Here is a 23,268-nt window from a genome sequence, read left to right on the forward strand (position 1 = left end):
TTTATAACATTAAAATATTAGCTGTTGGTACTAAAAACAGGTACTGAACATGCGTTATCTAAAAGTTACCAAAAGTGGTATTTGGCATTTCCGATTCCAGATCCCCCCACGCCACCGCCATCTGTTTTCAGGCCTTTCTGAATTAAAAAAATCTTTTGGTTTATGCGAAAAAGAACAAGCGATCATAGATTCACTAAAGCTCGAGCTTAAAATTCGACATGCTATCAAAACTAACACCTCCTATTCTGATAGAATTAAACCAGTACCACTAAATCCTCAGAATCCTCAGAGTCCTCGGGATGGAACTAAAGTAAACCACCCCCTTAGCCCATTTACATGTCTCAATAGATACATAGACTCGAAACGAGGCATCATTAGTGATAAAGCGGTCGAACTAGCTCATGCTAAAATTTCTATCATTTTGTCTCTGTTGAATAAAAAAGAAATTTCGGATATCAGACGATTAGAAGCAGAAGAAGTAAGAAAACTACTTCTTCACTATCCCGTTAACGCAAAGAAAAAGTCTCACTTTAAAGGAAAAAATTGTCTCCAAATTATCGAAGACAACAAACTGCTAAAACTACCTACGCTTAGTATTGAGTCTGTTCGTGATTATATACAGAAAGCGTCATCATTCTTCGAGTGGTGCGTACAGATGGAACTCACTGACCTCAACCCTTTTAAAGGTATGAAATTCAAGAAAACACGTAGTGATAGAGAAGCTAAAAAAGCTTATACCACAGAAGACTTGACCAAGATTTTTAGCACCGAGGTATACACTCTCAAACAATACAAGTATTCCTATTACTATTGGCTACCAATCTTAGGGTGCCTCACGGGAGCACGGCTTAACGAGCTATGTCAGCTTTATAAAGCGGATGTATACAAAATTAAAAATATATGGGTTATACAAATCGACGACAGATATGAAGGACAAAAACTCAAAAATACATCTAGTCGACGAATTGTTCCCATCCACGATACATTGATCGAGTTAGGCTTTATAAATTACATACAGTCTCTTCAGGGCGAGCGTATTTTCCCAGATCTAAAAAACACAAGAGATGGATTTAGTAGTGCTGCTTCTAAGTGGTTTGCTCGAGTGAAGAAGAAATTAGGCTTTGGCAGAGGTCACGATTTCCATTCATTAAGGCATACAGTAGCAACAGAGTTTAAAAAACAGGGGGTATCCTCTGTTGTGGCAGGCGAAATACTAGGCCATGCTCATAACAACATTACGTATGACAGGTACGGAAAACAAATAGATACAGAACAGTTAGCCAAAGCCATAAGTCTGCTCAGCATCCCATTTCAGGAAGTTAAAGAAAAAACATAAAAAAAATAAAATACATTCAATAGCTTACACCAAACCAAGAGCCACGAAACATCTTTTAAATAACTAATTTATGTTATATTTTAGTATATTACGGTAAGAGCCTAAAGAGAGTTAGTTCATTACTATGGATCAAGACACTATTACACTTCAGTTGCACAACTGGCTACAGCGACCGAGTCCTCGTCGTTCCACACATATTCTTGATGACTTACCCATTTCTATCGCTTCTGATATCGGTACTCGTAGAGAAGAGAATCAAGATAGAGCTGTGCTTTTACGTGCCCAAGTCAGCAAGGCGAAGGCATTCGTAGTCGGAGTACTTTGCGATGGTATGGGTGGAATGTCCGACGGTTCTAAATGTGCTTCATTGGCTATCTCCGTTTTTTTGTCTAGCTGCATAAGAAATAGATCGATGAATATAGAAGATCGGATCAAAAAAGCTGTCTTAGAGGCTGATAAGGCAGTTTATGCACAATACCAAGGAAACGGTGGCTCTACTCTTTCAGCTTTTATATTTGACAGCGATGGAAACTCTATCAGTATTAATGTTGGCGATAGCCGAATTTATTGCCAACTAAAAAATGGAAAGTTTGAACAATTATCTGTTGACGATACGATTGCGGGACAATTAAAGCAGCAAGAAGTAGCATCTAGTTTCAATAATAACTTAATTCAGTACATTGGTATGGGTAGTGATATCGAGCCTCATATTATCAAACTGCCAAATACATCTAATATACAAAAGCTATTGCTCACAAGCGATGGAGTACATTATATACCATCTCAGACTCTATCCTCTCTCGTATCACAGAACATTAGCCCAATAGAGTTATCAAAGAGACTTATAGACGTGTCTAATTGGTGTGGAGGGCATGACAACGCTACGGCTCTCGTGACTATAGAGCCATCAACATTATTCCATTTCGGAAAGAACACCCCTACAGGCACATTACACCTTTGTGACTACAATAGTGATGTTTTTTTGATTGGGATTGAGAAAGCTCAACCGACTGAAGTGCCAGATATAAATGCAAAACATAACCTCCAAAACCTTTCACCTTCAGAAGTAGAGGGAGAGCATCTTAACAAAGAGGTTGTTCCTGAAAAAGCTAATTCAGAGCCGCAGCCTGATGGTTTGGAGAATAAAAGTGAGAAGAAAAAAGCCCCTCGAAAAAGAGCAAACTCGAAAGCGAAAAAAACTGATGATGATAATGCAGATGCTTCAGATGATGAGCAAAAGCCACAGCTAAGGATGGATTTTGATGACTAGCCATATGTCAAGGTACATACCATTAGAAGACTCAGCGAGCGGAGGCTTCAGTGATGTCCATTTTTATAACGATTCTATCTTAAAAAGAAAGGTAGCAATAAAGTATATAAAAGATGAATCGGACTCTCACCGTTTAAAAGATGAAATAGATGCTTTAATGAAGCTTCGTTCCAAGCACGTAGTTCAGATTTACGATATTGTACCCACAGATTCAAGCAGTTTTGGAATTGTAATGGAGTACATCGAGGGAAATGACTTACTTAGTGTTCCTTCAGAGTCACATAGTCCGGATGATATCCTCAAAATTTTATGGCAAATAGCTTCGGGTATAGCTGATATCCACAAAGCAGATGTAATCCATCGAGACATAAAGCCCAACAACATGAAGATTGATGCAGAATCTATTGTTAAGATTTTTGACTTTGGCCTTGCTCGATCAGAAGGTGAGAAAGCAAAAACTGCTGGTTTTAAAGGTACTTTTGGATTCGCAGCTCCGGAGCAATTCTGTTGGCCTGAAGCAACATTTACCTCAGCAGTCGATACATATGCCTTTGGGGCTATTGCACTGTACTTTGCTACTGGTAACTTGCCTAAAGTATTGACTATGTGCCCTCCTCAACCTCTTCCTGATGGTGTATTCAGCAGCACCATGTTCAATAATTATCCTTTGCTTATTCCACTTCTAGAAGCATGCTTTGATCATGATGCTGAGCGTCGTCCAAGCATGGTAAAAATGAGAGACGAAATTGGGAAATACCTGCTAGTAGATAAGCATCAAGCGATAACAGTTTTTAATGGAAAACCTCATATATTGAACTCAGATTCAAGGAAAGCGAGCATAAAATACGAACCTATCGCATCATGCTCGTTACAATACGATGGCTTAGAGTTCAAGATTACGGACGTACAAGGTGAGATCTTCATCAACAACATGTTTATCAGTGAGACGACAGTCTTACAAGGTGCATGTGTTATAGCATTAGGAGACCAAAGTAGAAAAGGTAGCAGAAAATTTGTTACCTTTGACGTATCTAATCCAGAGGTAACACTATGAAAGGCCCACATAAGTCTGGCGACTGTATAGCATCTAGATATCTAATAAAAGAATATGTTGGTGAAGGTGGTATGCAATATGTTTATCTAGCACAAGATCAACTACTGGGTAGAAGTGTTGCCTTAAAAACCCCAAAAAATGATTCTGCGGAAAAACGATTCCAAAGAAGTGCCATTGTATCTGCAAGAGTCAATCACCCAAACGTCGCAAAAACTCTAGATTACATATCGGAGGATGGGCGTAACTATCTAATCGAAGAATTTATCGATGGAGCTGACCTATCTCTAGCCTTAATATCTAGAGTAGATTATTTAGACCCTTTCTTAGTTGCGAGGATTCTTCACCATTTAGCTAAGGGATTAGCTGCATCTCATCATGCAGGCGTTATTCACCGAGATCTTAAACCAACTAACGTAATGATTATTAACGACTTTCAATTAGATAGCATCAAGATTACGGATTTTGGTATTGCAAAAATGGCAGAAGAGGAAATTGTTGAGGCAGTTGAGGGTGGTGAGGATGCTACAAATGCCTCAGCAACAGCAGTAGGTGCTCTACCTTACATGGCACCAGAAGCCATTGATACACCAAGAGAGATGAGTTTAAAGGCAGATATCTGGTCTTTAGGAGCGATGACTTATGAACTTCTAACAGGTGTAAAACCCTTTGGCTCTGGCCTAAAAGCCGTACAGCACATTGTTACTGGAAAATATGCGGATTTCCCTAGCTTCCTTACAGCAAATCCACAATTTAGTTACTTAACGAGTCAATTAAAAGACATCATTAAAAAGTGTCTTGTTGTAGATCCTGACAAAAGACCTACGGCCGATGAGTTAGTATCACTATGTAGCTCGTTATGCTATCAAGTAAGTCCACGTCATATAGGCAGAATAAAAAACCTTGAATATAATGCTTGGGGATTTATTACTGTTCCTCATAAGAATGATGTTTTTTACCATGTTGAATCTATTTATGGTTCTAAACCAGAAGTAGGTGAAAAGGTATTGTTCTCTAAATACAATGGCGGAGGGGCAGATAGAGCATTGCCTGTACTCCGGTTAAAACAATAAACAAATGCGATACTTCCCTTTAGATATTGTGTAGGGGAAGTATCGAATCAACCAGATTCTTAGAGATAACCCCAATAATCTCACCAGCTCTTCTTTCCACTTCCTGATTAAATTTTTCATCATCTTCTAACGTGATAATGTTATTAACGTGGATATCGTGTAACGTAATGGAACAATTAATAATAAATATTATACGTTCCAATTTTTTTACTAGAATAGTTTTATCTCTAATGTTTGTGTTAGTAACCAACCTAGATTTAACACAATGCTCTAGTACTTTAATATTAGCTTCACTGTATAGTTTTTCCCAATTTTGGTCATGATAAACTGTCTCTGAAAAATTCATTTTATTACTAATAATAATAAAAAATATTTAAAAAAAAAGGGGTGCAGGGGAATCCCCTGCCAAGAATGTAAAATTAAAGCGAAGCGATTTGACCTATCTTGAACTCACCTCAGTAATAATTATTTGCTTTTTCATAAAACAAAAATTTAAACTTAAATAAAATGATTAGAAATTGGACAGTCATAACACAGCCAGTAAAGTGGCAATCAAAAGGATTATTTTTAAGAGAAAGGTATCTAACCTCACAATCTCACCCAAATCATAAAAATACAACCAAAATAATTTCTCTTATTGGGAGTGCAGACACAGTAAGAAAAATATCATTACTTGGAGAAAATTTTAACCTAAACCGAATTATAAAAAAATCGAGAGGAAGACGATTAGAATCATATGCAATGGAATTTTGTTTAACTCTACCAAAAGGATACAGACCTAATGAGGATGAGTGGAAAAAGGTTATTTATGATATATGTCTCCAAGTCAGAAAGCACTGTAAATTAACCAAAGTTGAATTTAATAATTTTTTAAAATGTGTAAGATGTGTAGTTCATCAACAAAATGAAAACATTAAACATGGAACAGGAGATCATGTCCACTTAATTATTCCTAAAGTTGTTTTTGATGGACAAATACGAGTAGTTACTGAACTACAAAAAAAACAGTTCACAAAATTAATAAAACATTCTTACACAACCTCAGTATTAAAACATTTAAATTATAATATTAATGACTATACTCCTCTAGAATTATCTAGAGGAAAAAAATTAGAGGTTTGGAAAGCAAACAAAAACTCTTTATCTAAAGAGTCTCAAGAAAGCAAGAAGTTCATAAAAATATCCAATCAAATTAAAAAGTGGATGATGGCATTTGAAAAAAATGACAGTAAACAAATTAACCGTCAAATGAATCGTCTAAAAAAATCATACAGAGAGTTTTTAAACGAAGAACAAAACAATGTTAATAGAGATATAGTATATAACTCCATACAAAAGATAGAACAACTATCAGGAAAAAGAATAAAATAGGCGATATAATTTAAACGCCGAAACCTCAGAATACTGAGAGTAAATTCTGAGGTTTCGGAGCTTTAACTAAACTCTAATCATGAATGGATATCTCCATTGCATTACGCTTTTTATTAACGATTTTAATTTTTGAATTTTTATCTAACTGCAATTCTTTCAACGTTTCAGTAATTTCTTTAGATGAGTATTTACCACTAAATGCTTTTGTAATTGGAGTTTTTCCAATCGAGTTCAATTTCTTACTTTTTATCTCTCGGTTAATAAATTCTATTATTTTTTTCTTTCTTTCTAATTTATTCTCATTTAATATTGATTGACTATATGATTGATAAATGTATTTTACAGATTTCTCCCAAACATTTACCCAAGCTAATGCTGATTCTAAATGCCCTTTATCTATTACTGTACTTTTATCTAAAGCTGCAAATATCATGGCATACATTGCAGTATATTTAGCACTTCTCGTTAATAGTGCTTTTTCAATTTTGTTTTCTCCTAAGTTTCTCAACTCTTCATACTTTTTGCTATATAAATCTATGTAGCACTCCGAATACTTCATTTCTCTTTCTTCCTCCTTTGTCCAATTTATAATATCTGAAAGCTTCTCCACTAAATAATCAATACTTTTATCTTCAATTTTTGGTGGGAAAGGAATACTCTTAGTTCGCTGATCGTATATAAGAACAAATCTATTAAGAAATCCGTTGTATATATCAATATCATTAACTACATCTCCAAGCTCTTCTTTACTAATATGACCAAACATCCCAACATGAGGCTTTTTGCATTTAATTGGGTTGTATTTAGTATTCGAAGCAACTTCTACCCCATCAAAAAAACCTCTTAAAGTCTGACTTATGTCAGGCTTTTTCTTTGCACTAATAAACATTCTAGATATTTCTTCATCATGTATTAATAACTGATTACCTACTGAATCAACTATTTCATGGTTGTTATTTTTGTCCTCATCTACATCTCTTATTTTGGAAATAACACCTTCAATTGTTGTTATACCTCCCATCAAGTAAGGAGTAACTAATCCCGGATACTTTTCATTTATCCTTTCTCTTATAATGTTAAACTGGCTAGTAGAAAGACCTTTCCCTGCACCTGTATCAGCTACGATAATAGTATTTAACCTAGGAGTCGTTTTAGTCATTGCATATGGTGTCCATAAATATCCACTAGGTATAGATATAGATATTGCAGTTATAATCTCTGAGGCTAATGCCATTTCCAACGCTTCAGATTCACCACATATAATATTTACAAAGTCGGATAGAACCCCATAAAACAATTTACTCCTCAGTTCTTCTGAATGAATATCTTCAACATTAACACCCATTACATCAGCCTCATCTTCAACAACATCATTTTCAATTTCATCAACATAACTGACATGATCGTTTCCTTTTTCGACACTATAATCTATGTCTTCTTTATTTGTATCTTCAATATCACTTTTAGCTGAGTTTGAGAAACTAAGAAATTTTTTTATATTAATCATTGATAACCTTCTTTAAATATCAACACTGTAAGTTTCATTACAACCGTAACAATAATACGAACTTGAAGCATGATAAAACTCCATATCTTCATCGTCCAAATCATCAATATCAAAACTCGGTAATAATTTATATAGAACATCAAAGTTGAATTTAATATCCAAACATAGGTAGTTTTCTTCTTTGCATTTATGACACACATCATATTCAATTTCTTTCTTTATCATAAGAATCCTCAACTTAATATATTTATATTTCTATTTTTATTTAAAAGTTAAATGCTTTGAATTTATCAAGATCAACCAAACAAATTAGACAAGATAAAAATCCATCACGTAATCTATATTTATTCTTTCTAGCTTTTGGATATGTCCTAGGAAGACTTTTTATTGTTTCACTAGAATATTTATCTATAATTTTTTTCTTTTCCTTTAAAGAGTAATCTTTTCCATAATTCTCAAATGCTACACTATTATATGTATGCCCTGTTATTTCAGAGACTATAGCCAGATCAACTCCTTTTTGTTTAAGGTTATTAATAAAATAATGCCTGAAAGAGTGAAACGTATATTTATTACAAAATCCTAATTTATCTTTAGTTTTACTAAACCACCTAGAAACATCTCGTCCATAACCATCTTTATCACATCTATTAATATCTTTAAAGATTGGCCCGTCTTCACATGAACTAACAAAGTCTAAGAATCCTAGTCTTATTAATTCATTTGGTATTGGAATTAGTCTTATAGACTTTCTATTCTTTATCCTCTGGTCTTTAAATTTTGCTTCTACTGCTATACACCAAAAACCATTAATAACTTTTATATTTGATTTGTATAACTGTGATATTTCACTCTGCCTCATACCTAGTAGAGCAGCAATAATAACTATCCAGTACCTAAAAGAACCCGAGTGCTTACTATCATGAAATATCTCATCATTAAAAATTAGTTTTAAATCCTTTTCTGAATATGCCTTTCTTCTCTCATTATCTTTAACCTTACTTTTTGCCACGTTAATGTTTTCAAATATATCTACTTTTGCATATCCAAACCCAATCACCCATTTATAAAATGACTTTATTGTATTTAAATATTTTTTTACCGTCTCACTTGAGATTCTTCTATAGTTAGTCCCTCTTACAACCTCAAGTATCTCTTTTGTCGCCATTCCTTTATATTTTTTATTGTGCATTAAGTAAGCTGGAAGTTCGTGTATACCATAGTAAATTTCTAGAGCATCTTTCTTTGTCCACTTATTTATATCTTTATCTACTATTGACATTATTCTACCTAACTTATTTCTTATGTCATAAATAGTCTTTTCAAGTATATCTTTGTGCTTCAAATAACCACAGTACGAATCAATAAGACTATCAATTTCTTTTTTCCTCATAAAATCTCCAATCAATTTCAGCTCATTTCTTGTCTTAGCGAGAATTTATTACGAATCTACTAACTCTGCAAATAAGCACATTTTTTAGTCTTCAAATTGTTAAAGCTAGTAATATCAGCTTTGAAACAAATTTCTGTTTGGTAGTACAATGACAAATGAACACTGTTCAAAAATGAAATATTCGACATTTGGAACAAAGATCACATGTTAGTTTTGTGACTTACACTGCAAATAAAAATATTATTTTTTATTTTGATTGTCGTGATTCACGTTGTGGTATGCGGTAATCAACTGACATATATGAACTAGTATGTGGTTTGAGGAGTTGAACTGGCGTCCATACATATGAAAAACGTCAGAACTATCAGAAAGAGGCACTATAGAAGCATTGACAGAGGTTTGGAGCCACCCTATATTTCAGTACTAAACACAAACAAACCAATAGTTAAGTTATTGTTTTAAAAAAACTATACAGGCAGTGGTCAGCCTCCCGCCAGCTCCACCAAACGTTTGGAAAAGGCCACCTTCGGGTGGCCTTTTTTGTATCAACTAAAATAGTCTCTTTTTCAAACATTCATGCTTTCTGAAATCTTACTACATGGATTACCGCATACCTTTGGCCCATGTAGGTTTACAAACTCGTTGAGTATTAATCAGTAAACAAGAAGTTCATAAGTACTAATCAAAAAGGCAGAAAGCATGGTACTAAAAGCCCTGCAACTTAAAAGTTTTCTGCTTACCTATCCTTTCTAAGAGATAACTAGATCTAAGTCTAAAGTCTATACTCATCTCCCTCGATGAATTGATTGATGTATTCATTGTTAGTCCCTACTCGCTTGTTTCATTACAACTCTATAGATGTAATGACTACAAACAGTAGTTACAAAAAATAATGTAACTCGAATCACAAAGTTAACCTTAGATATTGAACAGAAACACAACATATATAGATTTTTAAATTTCAAAATGAAAATATTGTTGTGAAAAATTAAGTTGCTGGAATTATTACAGTCATATTAGTGAGCATTGTAATGAATTTTGAAGAAAGTAAATTGAATGACGAACACGTTAATCAATACACACCGCAAATCAATGGTGTGTTAACAAAGAAAGGAAAACCACTTAGTAGCCTAAAGGTTAGCCTTAGTATTGGTTTAAGCATGTCAGGGAAATCAATAGACTTATCAACATTCACAGACAGTACTGGTCGCTTTGAGTTTTCTCCAGTCTATGAAAATAAAGACGTCATAAGCACTCCTCTCATTGATCGCTATGTAACTATTGTTTTAGTCGCAGAACTCAGCAATGATGAAAGTACTATTATTTGGGAAGGAAGCTTTGATGGTTATAAAATAGAGGATTACGTAAAAAATAACATGGCTAACCTTGCTTGTGACACTGAGAACCCTCTTAAGTACTTTGCTTTTTCAATTGATGATGAAGAAAACGATGACTACTACGTGAACAGCCAATGTAACTTATTTGGTTATATAGACTCTGACTTGTATGGAAATTAAATAATGCACTCATGATGCAACTCCAGTTCCTATGTCTCCTCTTTGGCCATTTACTCACGGTGGTATTGAGTATCGGCTAGATGGAAGTTCTGGCATCTACTTCTGCGCTCATGGACTAGGAAAAAAATCTGTTCCGGGTTATGTCAATACCGCTACAAGTAATGAGTGGTCGGCACTACAACCCAAATCTCAAACTTACCTAGAACGCAACGTATTTCTTGACTTCAACAATAGATATAATGCTCGAATGACTGATGGTTGGGTAAGTAAAATAGTCTCTTCAATTTTGACCTTACTAAGAATTTCAGGTCTGGGTCATATAATACAACAAATAGCAACCGTAGGCCTTACTGCTTGGGATCAACTAGCTAAAGCTATGGCGTACATTTCAAAACTAAAAAACGAGTATACAGAACACGTCCGCGGTATTTTAGGTCACATGAATGTAATGTCAGGTAGCGCAGCGATCGACCTATCGAGTATTACTTATAGAGTGATAAAACTTTGTTTTTCGAGACTAGTAAGAAGGTTAGACAGTCATGTTAGAAATGCTCTAAATATAGTAGCGTAACAGTAAAAGACACTAACAATTATTCTAAAAACCGCTCAATTATCCTCAACTAGATTGAGTTCAGAAAAAGCGAAGCTATTTAGGCTTCGCTTTTTATTAGGGCTTAGAGTTGTTAACAATATTAAAATCTATATTCCACACCTAGTGATGCTTGGTTAAAGTCTGTTTCCGTGTTTGCACCGTTTGCGACATTCTCCGCATTGAGTTCTACGTCGTACCACATATATTCTGCGTTAACTAAGAAGTTATCAGTAACTTTAAAACCAACACCGGCACCAGCGAATACACCTTCATCATCTTTGTTGCCTTGGAAGCCCGCAACGTTGTAATCCGTCGAGTACCACATTTGACCGCCTTTTGCGTAAAGGTCGACACGATCAGCAATGGGAGCGGTAACTTTTAGAGCCGCTGTATAGCCGTCCGTTTCGGCATTTGCTAGGTTATTACCATAGCTACCGAAATCAATGTAACCACCTTCCAACGCTAAGTAAGGATTAAAACGGTAACCAACTAAACCTTGAATAACATCGCTGTCATCATCAAAGTCATCTTGTCCATCAACTTTTAAGTAACCGTAGTTGGCGCCAACATATACACCATGATCGTTGGAGTCCGCAGCATGTGATAAAGTACTAAACGTTGCTAAATAAAAAAGGCTAATCAAAGTAACAACATTGCTTTTCATTTCGTTCTCCTAATATAAGTTCCATTGAAGGTTCGAATAGTAAAGAGCAAATGCAATGCCAACTTTAAATTAATGAAAAATATATTTAATTTTATAGAATACTGACAATCCTCTAAAGAACGCCGAACAAAAACAGAAAAAAAGAGCTGTCTGTTTACTTTATATAAACAATACTAAATTGAGGTTAATCGCTGATGTGAAAAAGATTCTTGTTAATTTGTAGATTTTTCAAAGAAATTAAATAAACATCTAAAATACTCTTGTAGATTAATCAGTCAAAAAACGCTTAGCTAGTTTTTATAAGAAAGGAAGCTAATCACACATACGTTGCATCTTACTTTGCTTCAAGCCGTGAATACTCTACTCTTTGCCTAAGCAGAGTTTAATGGAACTGAAGTATGTTAAAAGGCAGTGAATACCCTTCTATTCGAGCATTAAGGACGTTTGTCGCGGTCTCTAATTACCTCAGTTTCTCTAAAGCAGCGGATGCCCTATGTATTACGCAAAGCGCAGTAAGCAAACAAATCGCATCGCTGGAGCAATTGGTGGGTTTACCTTTAATACAAAGAAGGGCGAGTGGTATTGAGTTAACCGAAGAAGGCAAGCGTTATCTGCCGCAAGTCACAGAAGCTTTGGAGCTTATTCAGCATGCAACTGCCAACTTAATCCAGTCAGATTCAAAGCAAGAATTACTCACCGTGGACGTAACCCCTTCTTTTGCCAGTCTTTGGTTGATACCTAATATTGATGACTTCCACCAGCAACATCCTAACATCCGAGTAAGAGTCTGTACTGGGGATGGGAACGTCAAAGATTCGAGCAACGAAAGTGACTTACATATTCGCTGCCTTCCATTATCCACGCATTATGAATACAGCCACTTACTATGCGAAGAAATACTACTATTGGTCGGTTGTACTAACGCTCCTGCACTCAAGAATGTGCACGCTGTTAGCGACTATCCGCTGATACCTCAAATCACTCGTCCTCAGTTGTGGGAGCAATTTAAGGCGGCACATGCAGTAGAATCAACCGTTACCTATCACTCTGTAGGCTTTGAACATTTTTACCTAGCTTACGAAGCCGTCAAAATGGGAAAAGGACTCGCCTTACTTCCTGATTTTATGGCGCAGAATTCTATTTTGAGAGGGGATATCCAACATATTCTCAACCTAACTTTACAGAGTGGTTATGGTTATTACGTGATGATCCCGAATTATCGCCTATCGGCTAAGAAAGTGGCGGCGTTTTACGAATGGTTGAAGAGCAAACTAAGCTAATATTGTTTTCTTGAAATGCTTTTGGTAAACCAAAACAACTCAAAGACTTCAGTATCTGTCTGCTCCAAATTGTGGCATTCTCATTAACACTGTTTCAAAAGGATAAATGGATTGAAAGATATGGACAGCAATTCGCCCAAACTCTCATTACGTACCATTGAGCCAACGGATTACCCTGAGCTTGCAGAACTAATGGACTTAGTGTTTCCTGATGTTGGCGGCTCATGGCCACGGCTGACTATTATGGATCTCATTCATCAGTTTCCTGATGGCCAAATCTGTATTGAAGATAACGGCAAAATAGTCGGTGCAGCATTAACCATTAAAGTGGACTACAACCGCTTTTCTCTTCCTCATCTATATACCGACATCATTACCGAAAACAACGTCATACAGAATCAAGTAACCGGTGATGCAATGTATGGTCTCGATGTATTTGTCCACCCGGACTATCGAGGGCTACGTTTAGGTCGACGTTTGTATGATGCGCGTAAAGAGCTTTGCCGGAGTAAGAACTTCAAAGCAATTTTAGCCGGTGGCCGCATCCCGAATTACCACAAATATGCTGACGAATTGAGCGTGGCTGAATACATCGACAAGATAAAACGCCGTGAGCTTCACGATCCTATTTTGTCTTTTCAGCTTGCAAATGACTTCGATGTAAAGCGTATTATGCGTGGTTACTTGCCAGAGGATAGTGCTTCTAAAGGCTACGCAACTCTACTGGAGTGGGATAACTTTTTCTACGAAGAGGATATTCAATCCGTCCATGATGTAGAAAAAACGCTGATTCGTATTGGTGTTGTGCAGTGGCAAATGCGTGCTATGAATGACTTAGAGGACTTGCTCGATCAGGCTGAGTTCTTCATTTCTTCTCTTGCGAACTACAAAGCCGATTTCGCCCTATTCCCTGAATTCTTTAACGCGCCGCTGATGGGATTGCAAAACGACCAAAATTCCGTCGAAGCAATTCGCTTTTTGGCTAGCTTTACAGAAGAGATCAAAAACCGCTTCTCGCAGATGGCTGTCACCTACAACATCAACATTATTGCAGGCAGTATGCCCGTTATCGAAGATGGCAAACTGTATAATGTGGCCTACTTGCTGCAACGAGATGGTGAAATAAACGCTCAATATAAGATCCACATCACGCCCCATGAGCAAAAAGACTGGGTGATCGACGGTGGTGACAATGTTCAAGTGTTCGAAACCGATGCGGGCAAAGTCGGCATACTGATTTGTTATGACAGCGAATTCCCTGAATTGGGAAGAATGTTAGCAGAACAAGGCGCACAAATTGTATTCGTTCCTTTCTGGACGGACACAAAAAATGGCTACCAACGAGTACGAATCTGTTCCCAATCACGAGCCATCGAAAACGAATGCTACGTTGCAATTGGGGGCAGTGTCGGCAACTTACCTCGTGTTGATAATGTCGATATCCAGTACGCACAATCTGCCGTATTCTCACCGTCGGATATCTATTTCCCACACGATGCGACCTTGACAGAAGCAAGCGCCAACACCGAAATGATAATCTTCGCTGATGTTGATTTGACTAAGTTGAAACAGCTTAATACCGAAGGCTCTGTCACCAACTTACGTCATCGCCGCCTTGATTTGTATGGTGCATTCACCAAAGCCAAAGAGTCATAAGGATCTCCCTAATTCGCCGCTACCAAAGAGCGTGGCGGCGAGTAAAGCAAGCTGCAGGTTGATTCAGCGCAATTATCAGAGGCATGTCAGTTTTTCTCAACGGTGAGAAACAAGAATTGACCCAATAGGACATTCGGAGTATCACTCCAACTTCGTTCCGCTTTTATTAGGGGAAAGCTTTTGGAACATATTAACGAACTTCTCATGTCAATGAAGCCTTTGCTTGAGCAATATGGCTACGTTGCGCTGATTGTCAGTATATTTCTAGAAGGGATAGGTATCCCGATGCCTGGTCAATCACTGATGATCGCGGCATCTTTGCTCTCGTCAGAACAAGTCATGAACCTAAGTATGGTAATGATGGTATCGTGGCTGAGTTGCTTTTTTGGTAATACCTGTGGCTACTTAATCGGTTATTACTTTGAGGGGTGGTTAGATAAAAAAGGCTACATTTCCGGCCCGAAGATGCAAACGCTTCAATTAACTATCCAGAAATACGGCCCTACGTGCTTGGTCGTCAGCCGCTTTATTGAAGGAATGAAGCAATTTATGCCTCTTGCATGCGGTATCGCGAAAATGCCACGTAGAGAGTTTTTGCTCGGTAACGCCCTCGCGGCGACGGTTTGGGTATTGGTATTCAGCTTGTTAACTCACTTTGCATTTGAGCATTTAAGCGTGTTGAGCAACCTGTACACCGAATACAAATATCTGGTATGGGCATTTGCTGCTGTCTTATTTACGTGGATGGTTTTAGGTATTGTTAAACGCAAAAAAGCCAAATCAATGCAATAACAACAGTCTCTTCATTAGCGCATAACTAAAGCTCGTGGTATCAGTGAGATACGCAACACGAGCTTTTATCTTTTTCTTTACGTGTAAAATTTAAACAGCCATTTAGACGTCTAGACGTTGACAATGTAGAAATGTGATATTAGTCTGCTCTTCTCTCTTATCATTAACATTGTCGTTTACATGTCCGGTTCCCAACAAACTACTAAAACAGTTGCACCGTCTGCGGTCGCACTGATCCCATTAATTGTATTCCTTGCGCTATTTATTGGCGTAGGCACTTACTTATCTTTGCAAGGCGTGGAATTTGCCTTCTACCAGCTGCCTGCACCCATCGCGGTATTACCAGCCATCATCATTGCGTTTCTTTTAAGTAAAGAGAAACTTAACCGCTCAATCGAACACTTCATGCGTGGTGTTGGCCACCCAGACATAATCGCAATGTGTATGATCTATCTGCTTGCAGGTGCCTTTGCTGCGGTAGCAAAAGCCTCTGGCGGTGTTGATGCAACAGTAAACCTTGGTTTATCCGCTATTCCAACCAGCATGATTTTACCAGGCATTTTTCTGATTTCTGCTTTTATCGCAACAGCAATGGGGACTTCGATGGGTACCATCGCAGCCGTTGCCCCCGTAGCGTTGGGTATTGCTGAATCAGCAGGAATGAGCTTACCGTTAACCGCAGGCGTTGTACTGAGCGGCGCTATGTTTGGTGATAACCTTTCTATCATCTCTGACACCACCATCGCGGCGACACGCTCTCAAGGTTGTGAGATGAAAGACAAGTTTAAAGAGAACATTCGTATTGCTTTACCTGCGGCGTTGATCGCGATTGTAGTGTTCGCTTTCAACAGTACCGCGACTCAAGTGCCTGCAACTGGCGATATTGAGTGGCTAAAAGTCTTGCCGTACATCACTATTTTGATCCTAGCGGTATCTGGTGTGAATGTGTTTGTGGTTCTGTCGATTGGCATTCTTTTGGCTGGCGGCGTGAGCTTGGCATCGATTGACAATTACGGACTGACTAATCTAGCCCAAGACGTTTACAAAGGCTTTGGTAACATGCAAGAGATCTTCTTGTTATCCATGCTGATTGGTGGTTTGAGTGAACTGATGCGTCGCCAAGGTGGTCTTGCTTTTCTAACAAATTTCGTTAGTAGCCTTATCCACGCGTTTGGCTCTAGTCACTCTAAGCATGCGAACAGTCGTGCAAGCGAGCTAGGTATTGCAGGTTTGGTATCAATGGTCAATGGCTGTACGGCAAACAACACCGTAGCCATCATTGTATCGGGCAGCGTTGCTCGCCAACTGGCGGAAGAGAATAATGTCTCTCCTCGCCGCTCAGCAAGCTTGTTAGACATTTTCTCATGCGTGGTGCAAGGCGTGTTGCCTTACGGTGCTCAAGTACTGCTGCTAGGTTCCGTGTTCAACCTCTCGCCACTTGAAGTAGTTGCCAATTCTTACTACTGTTTTGCATTAGCGATAGCGGCTGTTGTCGCGGTGTTTATCAAACACCCCGCTCGTCAACCTGTAGCGCAAACTGAGAACTAACGACAAATACCGAAAAGGCTCCGATGGGGCCTTTTTACTTTCCTTTCTTCTTTTTTTTCTTTTCCGCGAGCAGATTTACTTCAAAGCTGAACGCAAACTTTGCGCACTGTGTAAAGGAATAGTAAAGCGATGCGCCACATCGCGTAGAGCTTCCACCTGAGCCGCGTTACTGATTGCTAATTCGCCTGCCACATCGACGTGGTTATTCTCAAACCCCACTCTCACATCGAATCCAAGTAACATCGCACTCGCTAAACAGTCTTGCTCTCGCGCGCCAAAAGCACAAATGGCACATCGAATTTCTTCCTCGACAAAACGCGCCAAATTCAAACCTCGTAAATCCCATGGCGAAGACTGTTGAGCTTGGTGATAACGCCCGAACACCACTAATGCATGCTGATGCGTTTTAGGTAACACGCCCGCATCACGCAGTTGGAAATAACGTTCAATGTCGGTTGCATCGTAGAGAATAATTTGGCTCACGATGTTGTGTTCTGCCACCCAATGGAAAAAGGCATGCCCTTCTTTCTCACTTGCGCGATCAGGGATTAACTCCCTCAATGCAAAAGAAGCCGCTTCTGGTTTCACAGCTTTAACTAACGCCATCTGTTGTGGCGGAGAATACAAGCCCACCGCCTCTGTGGTGAGCTGTACCATCATGTTTTGTCCCACCGCTTCTTTCACGGCATGGTAAATTGCCATGTTGTCGTCGATGTCTAATGAATGACGTCCGTTGGCGTCTCTAGCATGCAAATGGATCATGGCAGCCCCTGCCGTTTGACAAGCGATAGCCTCTGCAACCAGTTCGTCTGTTGTCATGGGTAAGCTGGCGTGATCGTGCTTAGTTTTTCTTGCACCGTTTGGGGCCACGATAATAGCGATAGGCTCTCGTATACATCGATTTTCTAATTCCATTCCTTCGCTACCTCTTTTAGCGTTAATGAGAGTTTGCCAACTAGCTCATCAATATGGTGAGGCTGAATAATGAATGGCGGCGCAAGCAAGATATGGTGCCCATTAACGCCATCAATCGTTCCGCCCATTGGATAGCACATTAAGCCATTTTCCATTGCTCGCTGTTTGATGCGTTTGTCTGCCAATGTGGCTTTACTCAGAGGCGCCTTGCTTTCTTGATCCGCCACCAGCTCAATGCCAAAAAACAAACCTTTACCACGAATGTCGCCAATGTACGGTAAATGGGCCAATGCAGAAGTAAGCTCATTACGCAGCAAAGCACTTTGCCGATTCACCGCCGTTAACAAATTATCTTGGAAGATGGTTTGAATGGTCGCCACGGCAGCAGCGCACGCCACAGGGTGCGCCATAAAAGTATGACCATGTTGGAAAAAACCGCTTCCATCAGCAATAGCTTGATAGACTCGATCATTCGCAACCACCGCGCCAATAGGTTGATAACCCGCACCAAGCCCTTTAGCCATACACACCAGATCGGGTTCTGCCTCTTCTTGCTCAAACGCAAAAAAACTGCCACTGCGTCCAACGCCACACATGACTTCATCCAAGATCAATAACACATCGTATTGGTCGCATATTTCGCGAATACGCTTGAAGTAACCTTGTGTGGCAGGCACAGCTCCAGCGGTGGCTCCCACAATGGGCTCAGCGACAAAAGCCATGACATTATCAGCCCCCAACTCAAGAATTTTTGCCTCTAGCTCATTCGCCGCTCGCAATGAGTAATCCAATTCCGACTCATGACTCTGCTGATAACGATAAGCATAGCAAGGGGCGATATGATGGCTCGGGTGTAAGATGGGTTTGAACGGTTCACGTCGCCATTCATTACCTCCGACAGCCAGAGCCCCCAAGGTATTACCGTGATAACTTTGCTGACGCGCGATGAATTGCTTTTTCTCTGGCTTACCTGATTCCACGAAATACTGCCGCGCCATTTTTAGTGCCGACTCCACCGCTTCTGATCCTCCACTGACTAAATACACATGGTTGAACTGTTCAGGCATATGCTGACAAATCAATTCTGCTAGGCGCTCACTGTTGTCACTAGTAAAAAATCCAGTATGAGCAAATGGCACTCGCTCGATCTGTTCCAACATGGCTTTTTTAACGGCGTGATGACTGTGGCCAAGGTTTGATACCGCAGCACCACCACAAGCATCGAGATACTGCTTTCCATGCTTATCGAATAGATAAACACCTTCACCTCTATCGATGATTGGTAGCGTGGCATGGCAATGACGGTGAAATACGTAAGACATTTGAGTCCCTTCCAATGTGTAATACTTGCACACATCATCAGGAACAAACCCAAACGTGACAAGAGAATAAATCTCACCCTCTATGAGCTTTTGGAATGCCACAAACCAAAAACACCAAAACCCTTGATATTTAAACAATAAAATAAAAATAGGCCAGCTTTTTTAAAGGCTGGCCTATGGGTAACCCAAAGCTAAAAACAGAATCGTTTACGCGTTTAGTGCCTGTTCTAAATCGGCTAGAATATCGTCAATATGTTCAATACCCACCGATAAACGAATCATCTCTGGAGACACACCAGCTTGTTTTTGTTCTGCTTCGCTCAATTGACGATGAGTCGTCGATGCAGGATGACAAGCCAATGATTTTGCATCGCCAATGTTCACCAAACGCTTAAAGATTTTCAAAGCATCATAAAAACGCACACCAGCGTCATAACCATCTTTTAAACCAAACGACAAAATCGCAGAAGGCTTACCTTTCATGTATTTTTCGGCGAGATGGAAGTGTTCAGAACTTGGCAATCCGGCATAACTTACCCAACTGACTTTGTCATTCTGTTCCAAGAATTCAGCCACTTTGAGTGTGTTCTCGGTATGGCGCTCCATACGCAGCGGTAACGTTTCTAGCCCTTGCATAAGCATAAATGCATTCATCGGTGATAATGCGGCTCCGGTATTACGCAGTGGTACGGTACGCGCACGCCCGATAAATGCCGCCTCACCAAACGCTTCGGTATACACCACGCCGTGGTAAGAAGGTTCTGGTTGGTTGAAAACAGGAAAGCGGTCTTTGTGCTGCGCCCAAGGGAATTTACCTGAATCCACAATCACGCCACCCAATGTGGTGCCATGCCCACCAACGTATTTAGTGAGAGAGTGAACTACGATATCCGCACCGAACTCGATGGGTTTGCACAGCACTGGCGTCGCGACGGTGTTATCCACAATCACAGGCACGCCTTGTGCGTGAGCAAGCTCCGCCACACGTTCTAAATCGATGATATTGCCCGCAGGGTTCCCAATGCTCTCGCAGTACACCGCTTTGGTATTTTCATCAATTAATTCGGCCAAACTTTCTGGCTTGTCATCTTTAGCAAACTTCACCTGAATACCTTGATTTGGGAGCATGTGCGCAAACAAGGTATAAGTACCGCCATAAAGTTGCGGCGTAGAAACGATGTTATCGCCCGCTTGCGCTAACGTCAGAATCGCATAGTTAATCGCTGCACTCCCCGCACTCACGACCAATCCAGCAATGCCGCCTTCTAACGCTGCCATGCGTTTTTCCAGCACGTCATTAGTCGGATTCATGATGCGAGTGTAGATATTCCCCGGCACTTCCAAGTTAAACAGATCAGCACCATGCTGCGCGTTGTCAAACTCGTACGCGACTGTTTGATAAATCGGCGTCGCGACAGATTTAGTGGTAGGGTCAGTTTCGTAACCAAAATGGATGGATAGCGTTTCGTCTTTCATGTTCTTCCCTGTCTTTCATCACTCAAATAGCGGCAAGAAAAGCACTTACCTTGCTGAAAACTTATATTGCCCAATTTTTCAACAAATAACGTAGGGATGAATCACAGAGATAAAACGCTATTTCAACTGTCCAAGTAACCAGTGACGAAACGTTTCTGTCGCATTCGTACGTGTGTTCATGATCAAGTAATACCCTGCATTAGCAGGAATCGGTTTGAATGGAGAAACCAAACGCTCTGTCGTCAATTCATCCTCAATCAGTGCCATTCGTGCCATCGCAATCCCAACGCCTGCTTCGGCTGCAGACATTGCCATATCCGTTCGATTAAAAAAGTGTCCGATATCGGTTTTAAAATCCAACCCCATCGCTGACGCCCAATATAGCCACTCATAGTCACGCGTCGCTTTTTCCCATGGCATCGCATCGTGTAGTAGCGTCGCCTCTTGCCATTGCTTCACTGGCATTGAGTTTTTTTGCTCACCAAACAACGTTTTTAGCCAGCCATGATCCTCAAGGTATTTTGGACTCATCACCGGTAGCAGATGCTCATCCAAAATCAGCTCCGCGTTAGCATTTCTATAAGGATGAAGACCATAGTCAATTGCGACGTCATAGTCTTTTATCTCACTATTTACCAGCGCACCTTCCGCAAAGATTTGTACTTGGATATCCGGATTATCATGATGGAAGCTTTCGAGCTTTGGGACTAACCATTTGAAAGCAAAAGAAGGCGTCAACTTCAAACGAATTTCATTGGTTTGCTTTTCTACTTTGAGCTCATCAAGCAATTTGCTCAGTTCCGAAAAGTGAAACTGCGTCGCTTGGTGTAACTGAGTGCCTTTTACGGTTAAACGAATACCGCGAGAATGGCGTTCAAATAAAGTAAAACCTAATAACGCTTCCAAATGAATAATTTGTTGGCTTATGGCACCAGTGGTTAGGTGTAAATGTCTTGCAGCACCAGTAAAGCTGTTGTACTCCGCGACTTGGCTAAATAAACACAAACCACTTATCAGATTACTTTTCATCCTTGAGCCTATAGTTTTTCTAAACGCTGTGTGTAATTTATATCGATTGTTAACAAAAGGTAAAGAAAAGAAACTGAGCACTCTGATAAATGTGTGGAGTGCATCAATGGAAGTCATCGTATTAGGCAGCGGCGTTATCGGCTTAACCTCTGCTTGGTATTTATCTCAAGCAGGCTATCAAGTTACCGTCATTGACCGCCAACCAAGCAGTGCCATGGAAACGAGCTTCGCCAATGCCGGGCAGATTTCATATGGCTATTCTTCGCCTTGGGCTGCGCCTGGTGTTCCTGTTAAAGCCATTAAGTGGTTAATGGAGGAGCATGCTCCACTTAAAATCAAACCCACTCTGAATGCCGACATGATCCGCTGGGCGAGTAAAATGGTCGCGAACTGCACCCTACCTCGCTATCAAGTTAACAAGGCTCGCATGCTTTCGATCGCTAACCACAGCCGTGTTTGCTTAGAACAGTTACGCCAAGAACACGCCATTGAGTATCAAGGACGTCAGTTTGGGACCTTGCAAGTATTCCGAACACATCAACAGCTGCAAGCCATTGAAAAGGACATGCAGCTCCTTGAACAAAGCGGAACCCGATTTAAGCTAATGGACGTCGAACAATGTATTGAACAAGAGCCAGGGCTTGCACTTGTGAAAGACAAACTGGTTGGTGGCTTGCATCTACCTGATGACGAAACGGGCGATTGCCATCAATTTTGCCAACAACTAACGGAGCTTGCTAAGGCACACGGTGTCCGATTTGAATTCGATACTGAAGTAAGCAATTGGGTTACAGTAGGCAAAAAGATCATAGGTGTCCAAACGAACCGAGGACAATTTAAAGCAGACCAATATGTGGTGGCCTCTGGAAGCTACTCTACAGCGCTACTCAAGCAACTCGATATTGATATTCCGGTCTACCCTGTCAAAGGCTATTCACTCACCATCCCGATGGAAGATGAACACTTCTCTCCTCGATCTACTGTGATGGATGAAACCTATAAAGTCGCTATGACTCGATTTGATGACAGAATTCGCGTAGCTGGCACCGCAGAATTAGCAGGGTTTGATGCTTCCCTTCCACAAAAGCGCAAAAACACCATCGAAATGGTCATCCGTGATCTTTTTCCTCGTTGTGGTGACTTCAGCCAAGCTGAGTTTTGGAGCGGCTTTAGGCCAATGACGCCTGATGGCACACCAATTATCGGCGCGACTAAATACGATAACCTTTTTACTAACACCGGACACGGAACTCTGGGCTGGACGATGGCTTGTGGTTCAGGTCAATTGCTAGCAAGCGTAATGAAAGGTGAAAAAGCAAAAGTGATGGATAATGCGGAGCTTAACCTTTGTCGTTACTCCTGAGGACATGACTGAACAAAAAACAGGCAGACACTTACTCCACAAAATGCATAACCACTGGCATTTTTAACTCATCAAAATCGCAGCACATTTAAATGACAATGTGCTGCATAATT

19 protein-coding genes are annotated in these 23,268 nt (G+C 39.9%); 11 read left to right on the top strand and 8 right to left on the bottom strand.

All coding sequences use genetic code 11. The features are described from left to right. Positions 1-49: 49 nt before the first annotated feature. The 5 genes from R7M72_RS20870 (at position 50) to R7M72_RS20890 (ending at position 6,101) form a co-directional block, all read left to right on the top strand. The gene (locus tag R7M72_RS20870) at positions 50-1,336 is read left to right on the top strand and encodes a site-specific integrase (protein ID WP_318056306.1); all 1,287 of its coding nucleotides are present in this window, start codon (positions 50-52) and stop codon (positions 1,334-1,336) included. Positions 1,337-1,460: 124 nt separating this feature from the next. After that, positions 1,461-2,606: a PP2C family protein-serine/threonine phosphatase gene (locus R7M72_RS20875; protein WP_318056307.1), complete on the top strand. Its 1,146-nt coding sequence runs from the start codon at positions 1,461-1,463 to the stop codon at positions 2,604-2,606. Then, on the top strand, positions 2,599-3,660 hold the full coding sequence (locus R7M72_RS20880; protein WP_095430117.1) for a serine/threonine-protein kinase: 1,062 nt from the start codon (positions 2,599-2,601) through the stop codon (positions 3,658-3,660). Before R7M72_RS20875 ends, R7M72_RS20880 begins: the two co-directional genes overlap by 8 nt. After that, a complete protein-coding gene (locus tag R7M72_RS20885; RefSeq protein ID WP_031814206.1) occupies positions 3,657-4,730 on the top strand; it encodes a serine/threonine-protein kinase in 1,074 nt (357 codons plus the stop codon). Before R7M72_RS20880 ends, R7M72_RS20885 begins: the two co-directional genes overlap by 4 nt. 507 nt (positions 4,731-5,237) lie before the next feature. After that, the gene (locus R7M72_RS20890) at positions 5,238-6,101 is read left to right on the top strand and encodes a hypothetical protein (protein ID WP_318056308.1); all 864 of its coding nucleotides are present in this window, start codon (positions 5,238-5,240) and stop codon (positions 6,099-6,101) included. A 73-nt stretch (positions 6,102-6,174) separates the two neighbouring features. On the opposite strand, the gene R7M72_RS20895 is transcribed toward R7M72_RS20890, so the two are convergent. From R7M72_RS20895 to R7M72_RS20905, 3 genes are read right to left on the bottom strand one after another with little or no spacing between them, the layout of a single operon-like run. Continuing rightward, a complete protein-coding gene (locus R7M72_RS20895; RefSeq protein ID WP_318056309.1) occupies positions 6,175-7,608 on the bottom strand; it encodes a hypothetical protein in 1,434 nt (477 codons plus the stop codon). Positions 7,609-7,620: 12 nt separating this feature from the next. Continuing rightward, positions 7,621-7,833, bottom strand: a complete 213-nt coding sequence (locus R7M72_RS20900; protein WP_318056310.1) for a hypothetical protein — start codon at positions 7,831-7,833, stop codon at positions 7,621-7,623. Positions 7,834-7,873: 40 nt separating this feature from the next. After that, on the bottom strand, positions 7,874-9,001 hold the full coding sequence (locus R7M72_RS20905) for a site-specific integrase (protein ID WP_318056311.1): 1,128 nt from the start codon (positions 8,999-9,001) through the stop codon (positions 7,874-7,876). 1,031 nt (positions 9,002-10,032) lie between these two features. Here R7M72_RS20905 and R7M72_RS20910 point away from each other — a divergent pair. Beyond that, entirely contained in the window at positions 10,033-10,518 is a 486-nt protein-coding gene (locus R7M72_RS20910) for a DUF6795 domain-containing protein (RefSeq protein WP_053302978.1), read from the top strand. A gap of 692 nt (positions 10,519-11,210) precedes the next feature. On the opposite strand, the gene R7M72_RS20915 is transcribed toward R7M72_RS20910, so the two are convergent. Next, on the bottom strand, positions 11,211-11,774 hold the full coding sequence (locus tag R7M72_RS20915; RefSeq protein WP_213870975.1) for a porin family protein: 564 nt from the start codon (positions 11,772-11,774) through the stop codon (positions 11,211-11,213). A 398-nt stretch (positions 11,775-12,172) separates the two neighbouring features. On the opposite strand from R7M72_RS20915, the gene R7M72_RS20920 reads away from it, so the two are divergent. The 4 genes from R7M72_RS20920 (at position 12,173) to R7M72_RS20935 (ending at position 17,050) form a co-directional block, all read left to right on the top strand. Continuing rightward, positions 12,173-13,054, top strand: coding sequence for a LysR family transcriptional regulator (locus R7M72_RS20920; protein ID WP_213870974.1), 882 nt, complete (start codon positions 12,173-12,175; stop codon positions 13,052-13,054). 120 nt (positions 13,055-13,174) lie between these two features. Then, complete coding sequence (locus R7M72_RS20925; protein WP_047102129.1) at positions 13,175-14,710, top strand: bifunctional GNAT family N-acetyltransferase/carbon-nitrogen hydrolase family protein; 1,536 nt, start codon at positions 13,175-13,177, stop codon at positions 14,708-14,710. A 204-nt stretch (positions 14,711-14,914) separates the two neighbouring features. Then, the gene (locus R7M72_RS20930) at positions 14,915-15,502 is read left to right on the top strand and encodes a DedA family protein (protein WP_005383738.1); all 588 of its coding nucleotides are present in this window, start codon (positions 14,915-14,917) and stop codon (positions 15,500-15,502) included. 180 nt (positions 15,503-15,682) lie between these two features. Continuing rightward, positions 15,683-17,050, top strand: coding sequence for a Na+/H+ antiporter NhaC family protein (locus tag R7M72_RS20935; protein WP_115385756.1), 1,368 nt, complete (start codon positions 15,683-15,685; stop codon positions 17,048-17,050). Positions 17,051-17,125: 75 nt separating this feature from the next. Here the strand turns inward: R7M72_RS20935 and R7M72_RS20940 are convergent, their stop codons facing one another. The 4 genes from R7M72_RS20940 to R7M72_RS20955 form a co-directional block, all read right to left on the bottom strand. After that, positions 17,126-17,965 carry a 3-keto-5-aminohexanoate cleavage protein gene (locus tag R7M72_RS20940; protein ID WP_318056312.1) on the bottom strand — a complete coding sequence of 280 codons (840 nt, stop codon included), beginning with the start codon at positions 17,963-17,965 and terminating at the stop codon, positions 17,126-17,128. After that, complete coding sequence (locus tag R7M72_RS20945) at positions 17,956-19,287, bottom strand: aspartate aminotransferase family protein (RefSeq protein WP_137281745.1); 1,332 nt, start codon at positions 19,285-19,287, stop codon at positions 17,956-17,958. Before R7M72_RS20945 ends, R7M72_RS20940 begins: the two co-directional genes overlap by 10 nt. A gap of 207 nt (positions 19,288-19,494) precedes the next feature. After that, positions 19,495-20,763 (bottom strand): O-acetylhomoserine aminocarboxypropyltransferase/cysteine synthase family protein, encoded by a 1,269-nt coding sequence (locus tag R7M72_RS20950; RefSeq protein ID WP_005381677.1) that lies wholly within the window; start codon positions 20,761-20,763, stop codon positions 19,495-19,497. A 117-nt stretch (positions 20,764-20,880) separates the two neighbouring features. After that, on the bottom strand, positions 20,881-21,792 hold the full coding sequence (locus tag R7M72_RS20955) for a LysR substrate-binding domain-containing protein (protein ID WP_053302974.1): 912 nt from the start codon (positions 21,790-21,792) through the stop codon (positions 20,881-20,883). Between the two features lie 106 nt (positions 21,793-21,898). On the opposite strand from R7M72_RS20955, the gene R7M72_RS20960 reads away from it, so the two are divergent. Next, on the top strand, positions 21,899-23,155 hold the full coding sequence (locus R7M72_RS20960) for a D-amino acid dehydrogenase (protein ID WP_025768866.1): 1,257 nt from the start codon (positions 21,899-21,901) through the stop codon (positions 23,153-23,155). The last annotated feature ends 113 nt before the right edge of the window (positions 23,156-23,268 follow it).

Source organism: Vibrio sp. YT-18 (genome assembly GCF_033337345.1).
Taxonomy (GTDB): domain Bacteria; phylum Pseudomonadota; class Gammaproteobacteria; order Enterobacterales; family Vibrionaceae; genus Vibrio; species Vibrio alginolyticus.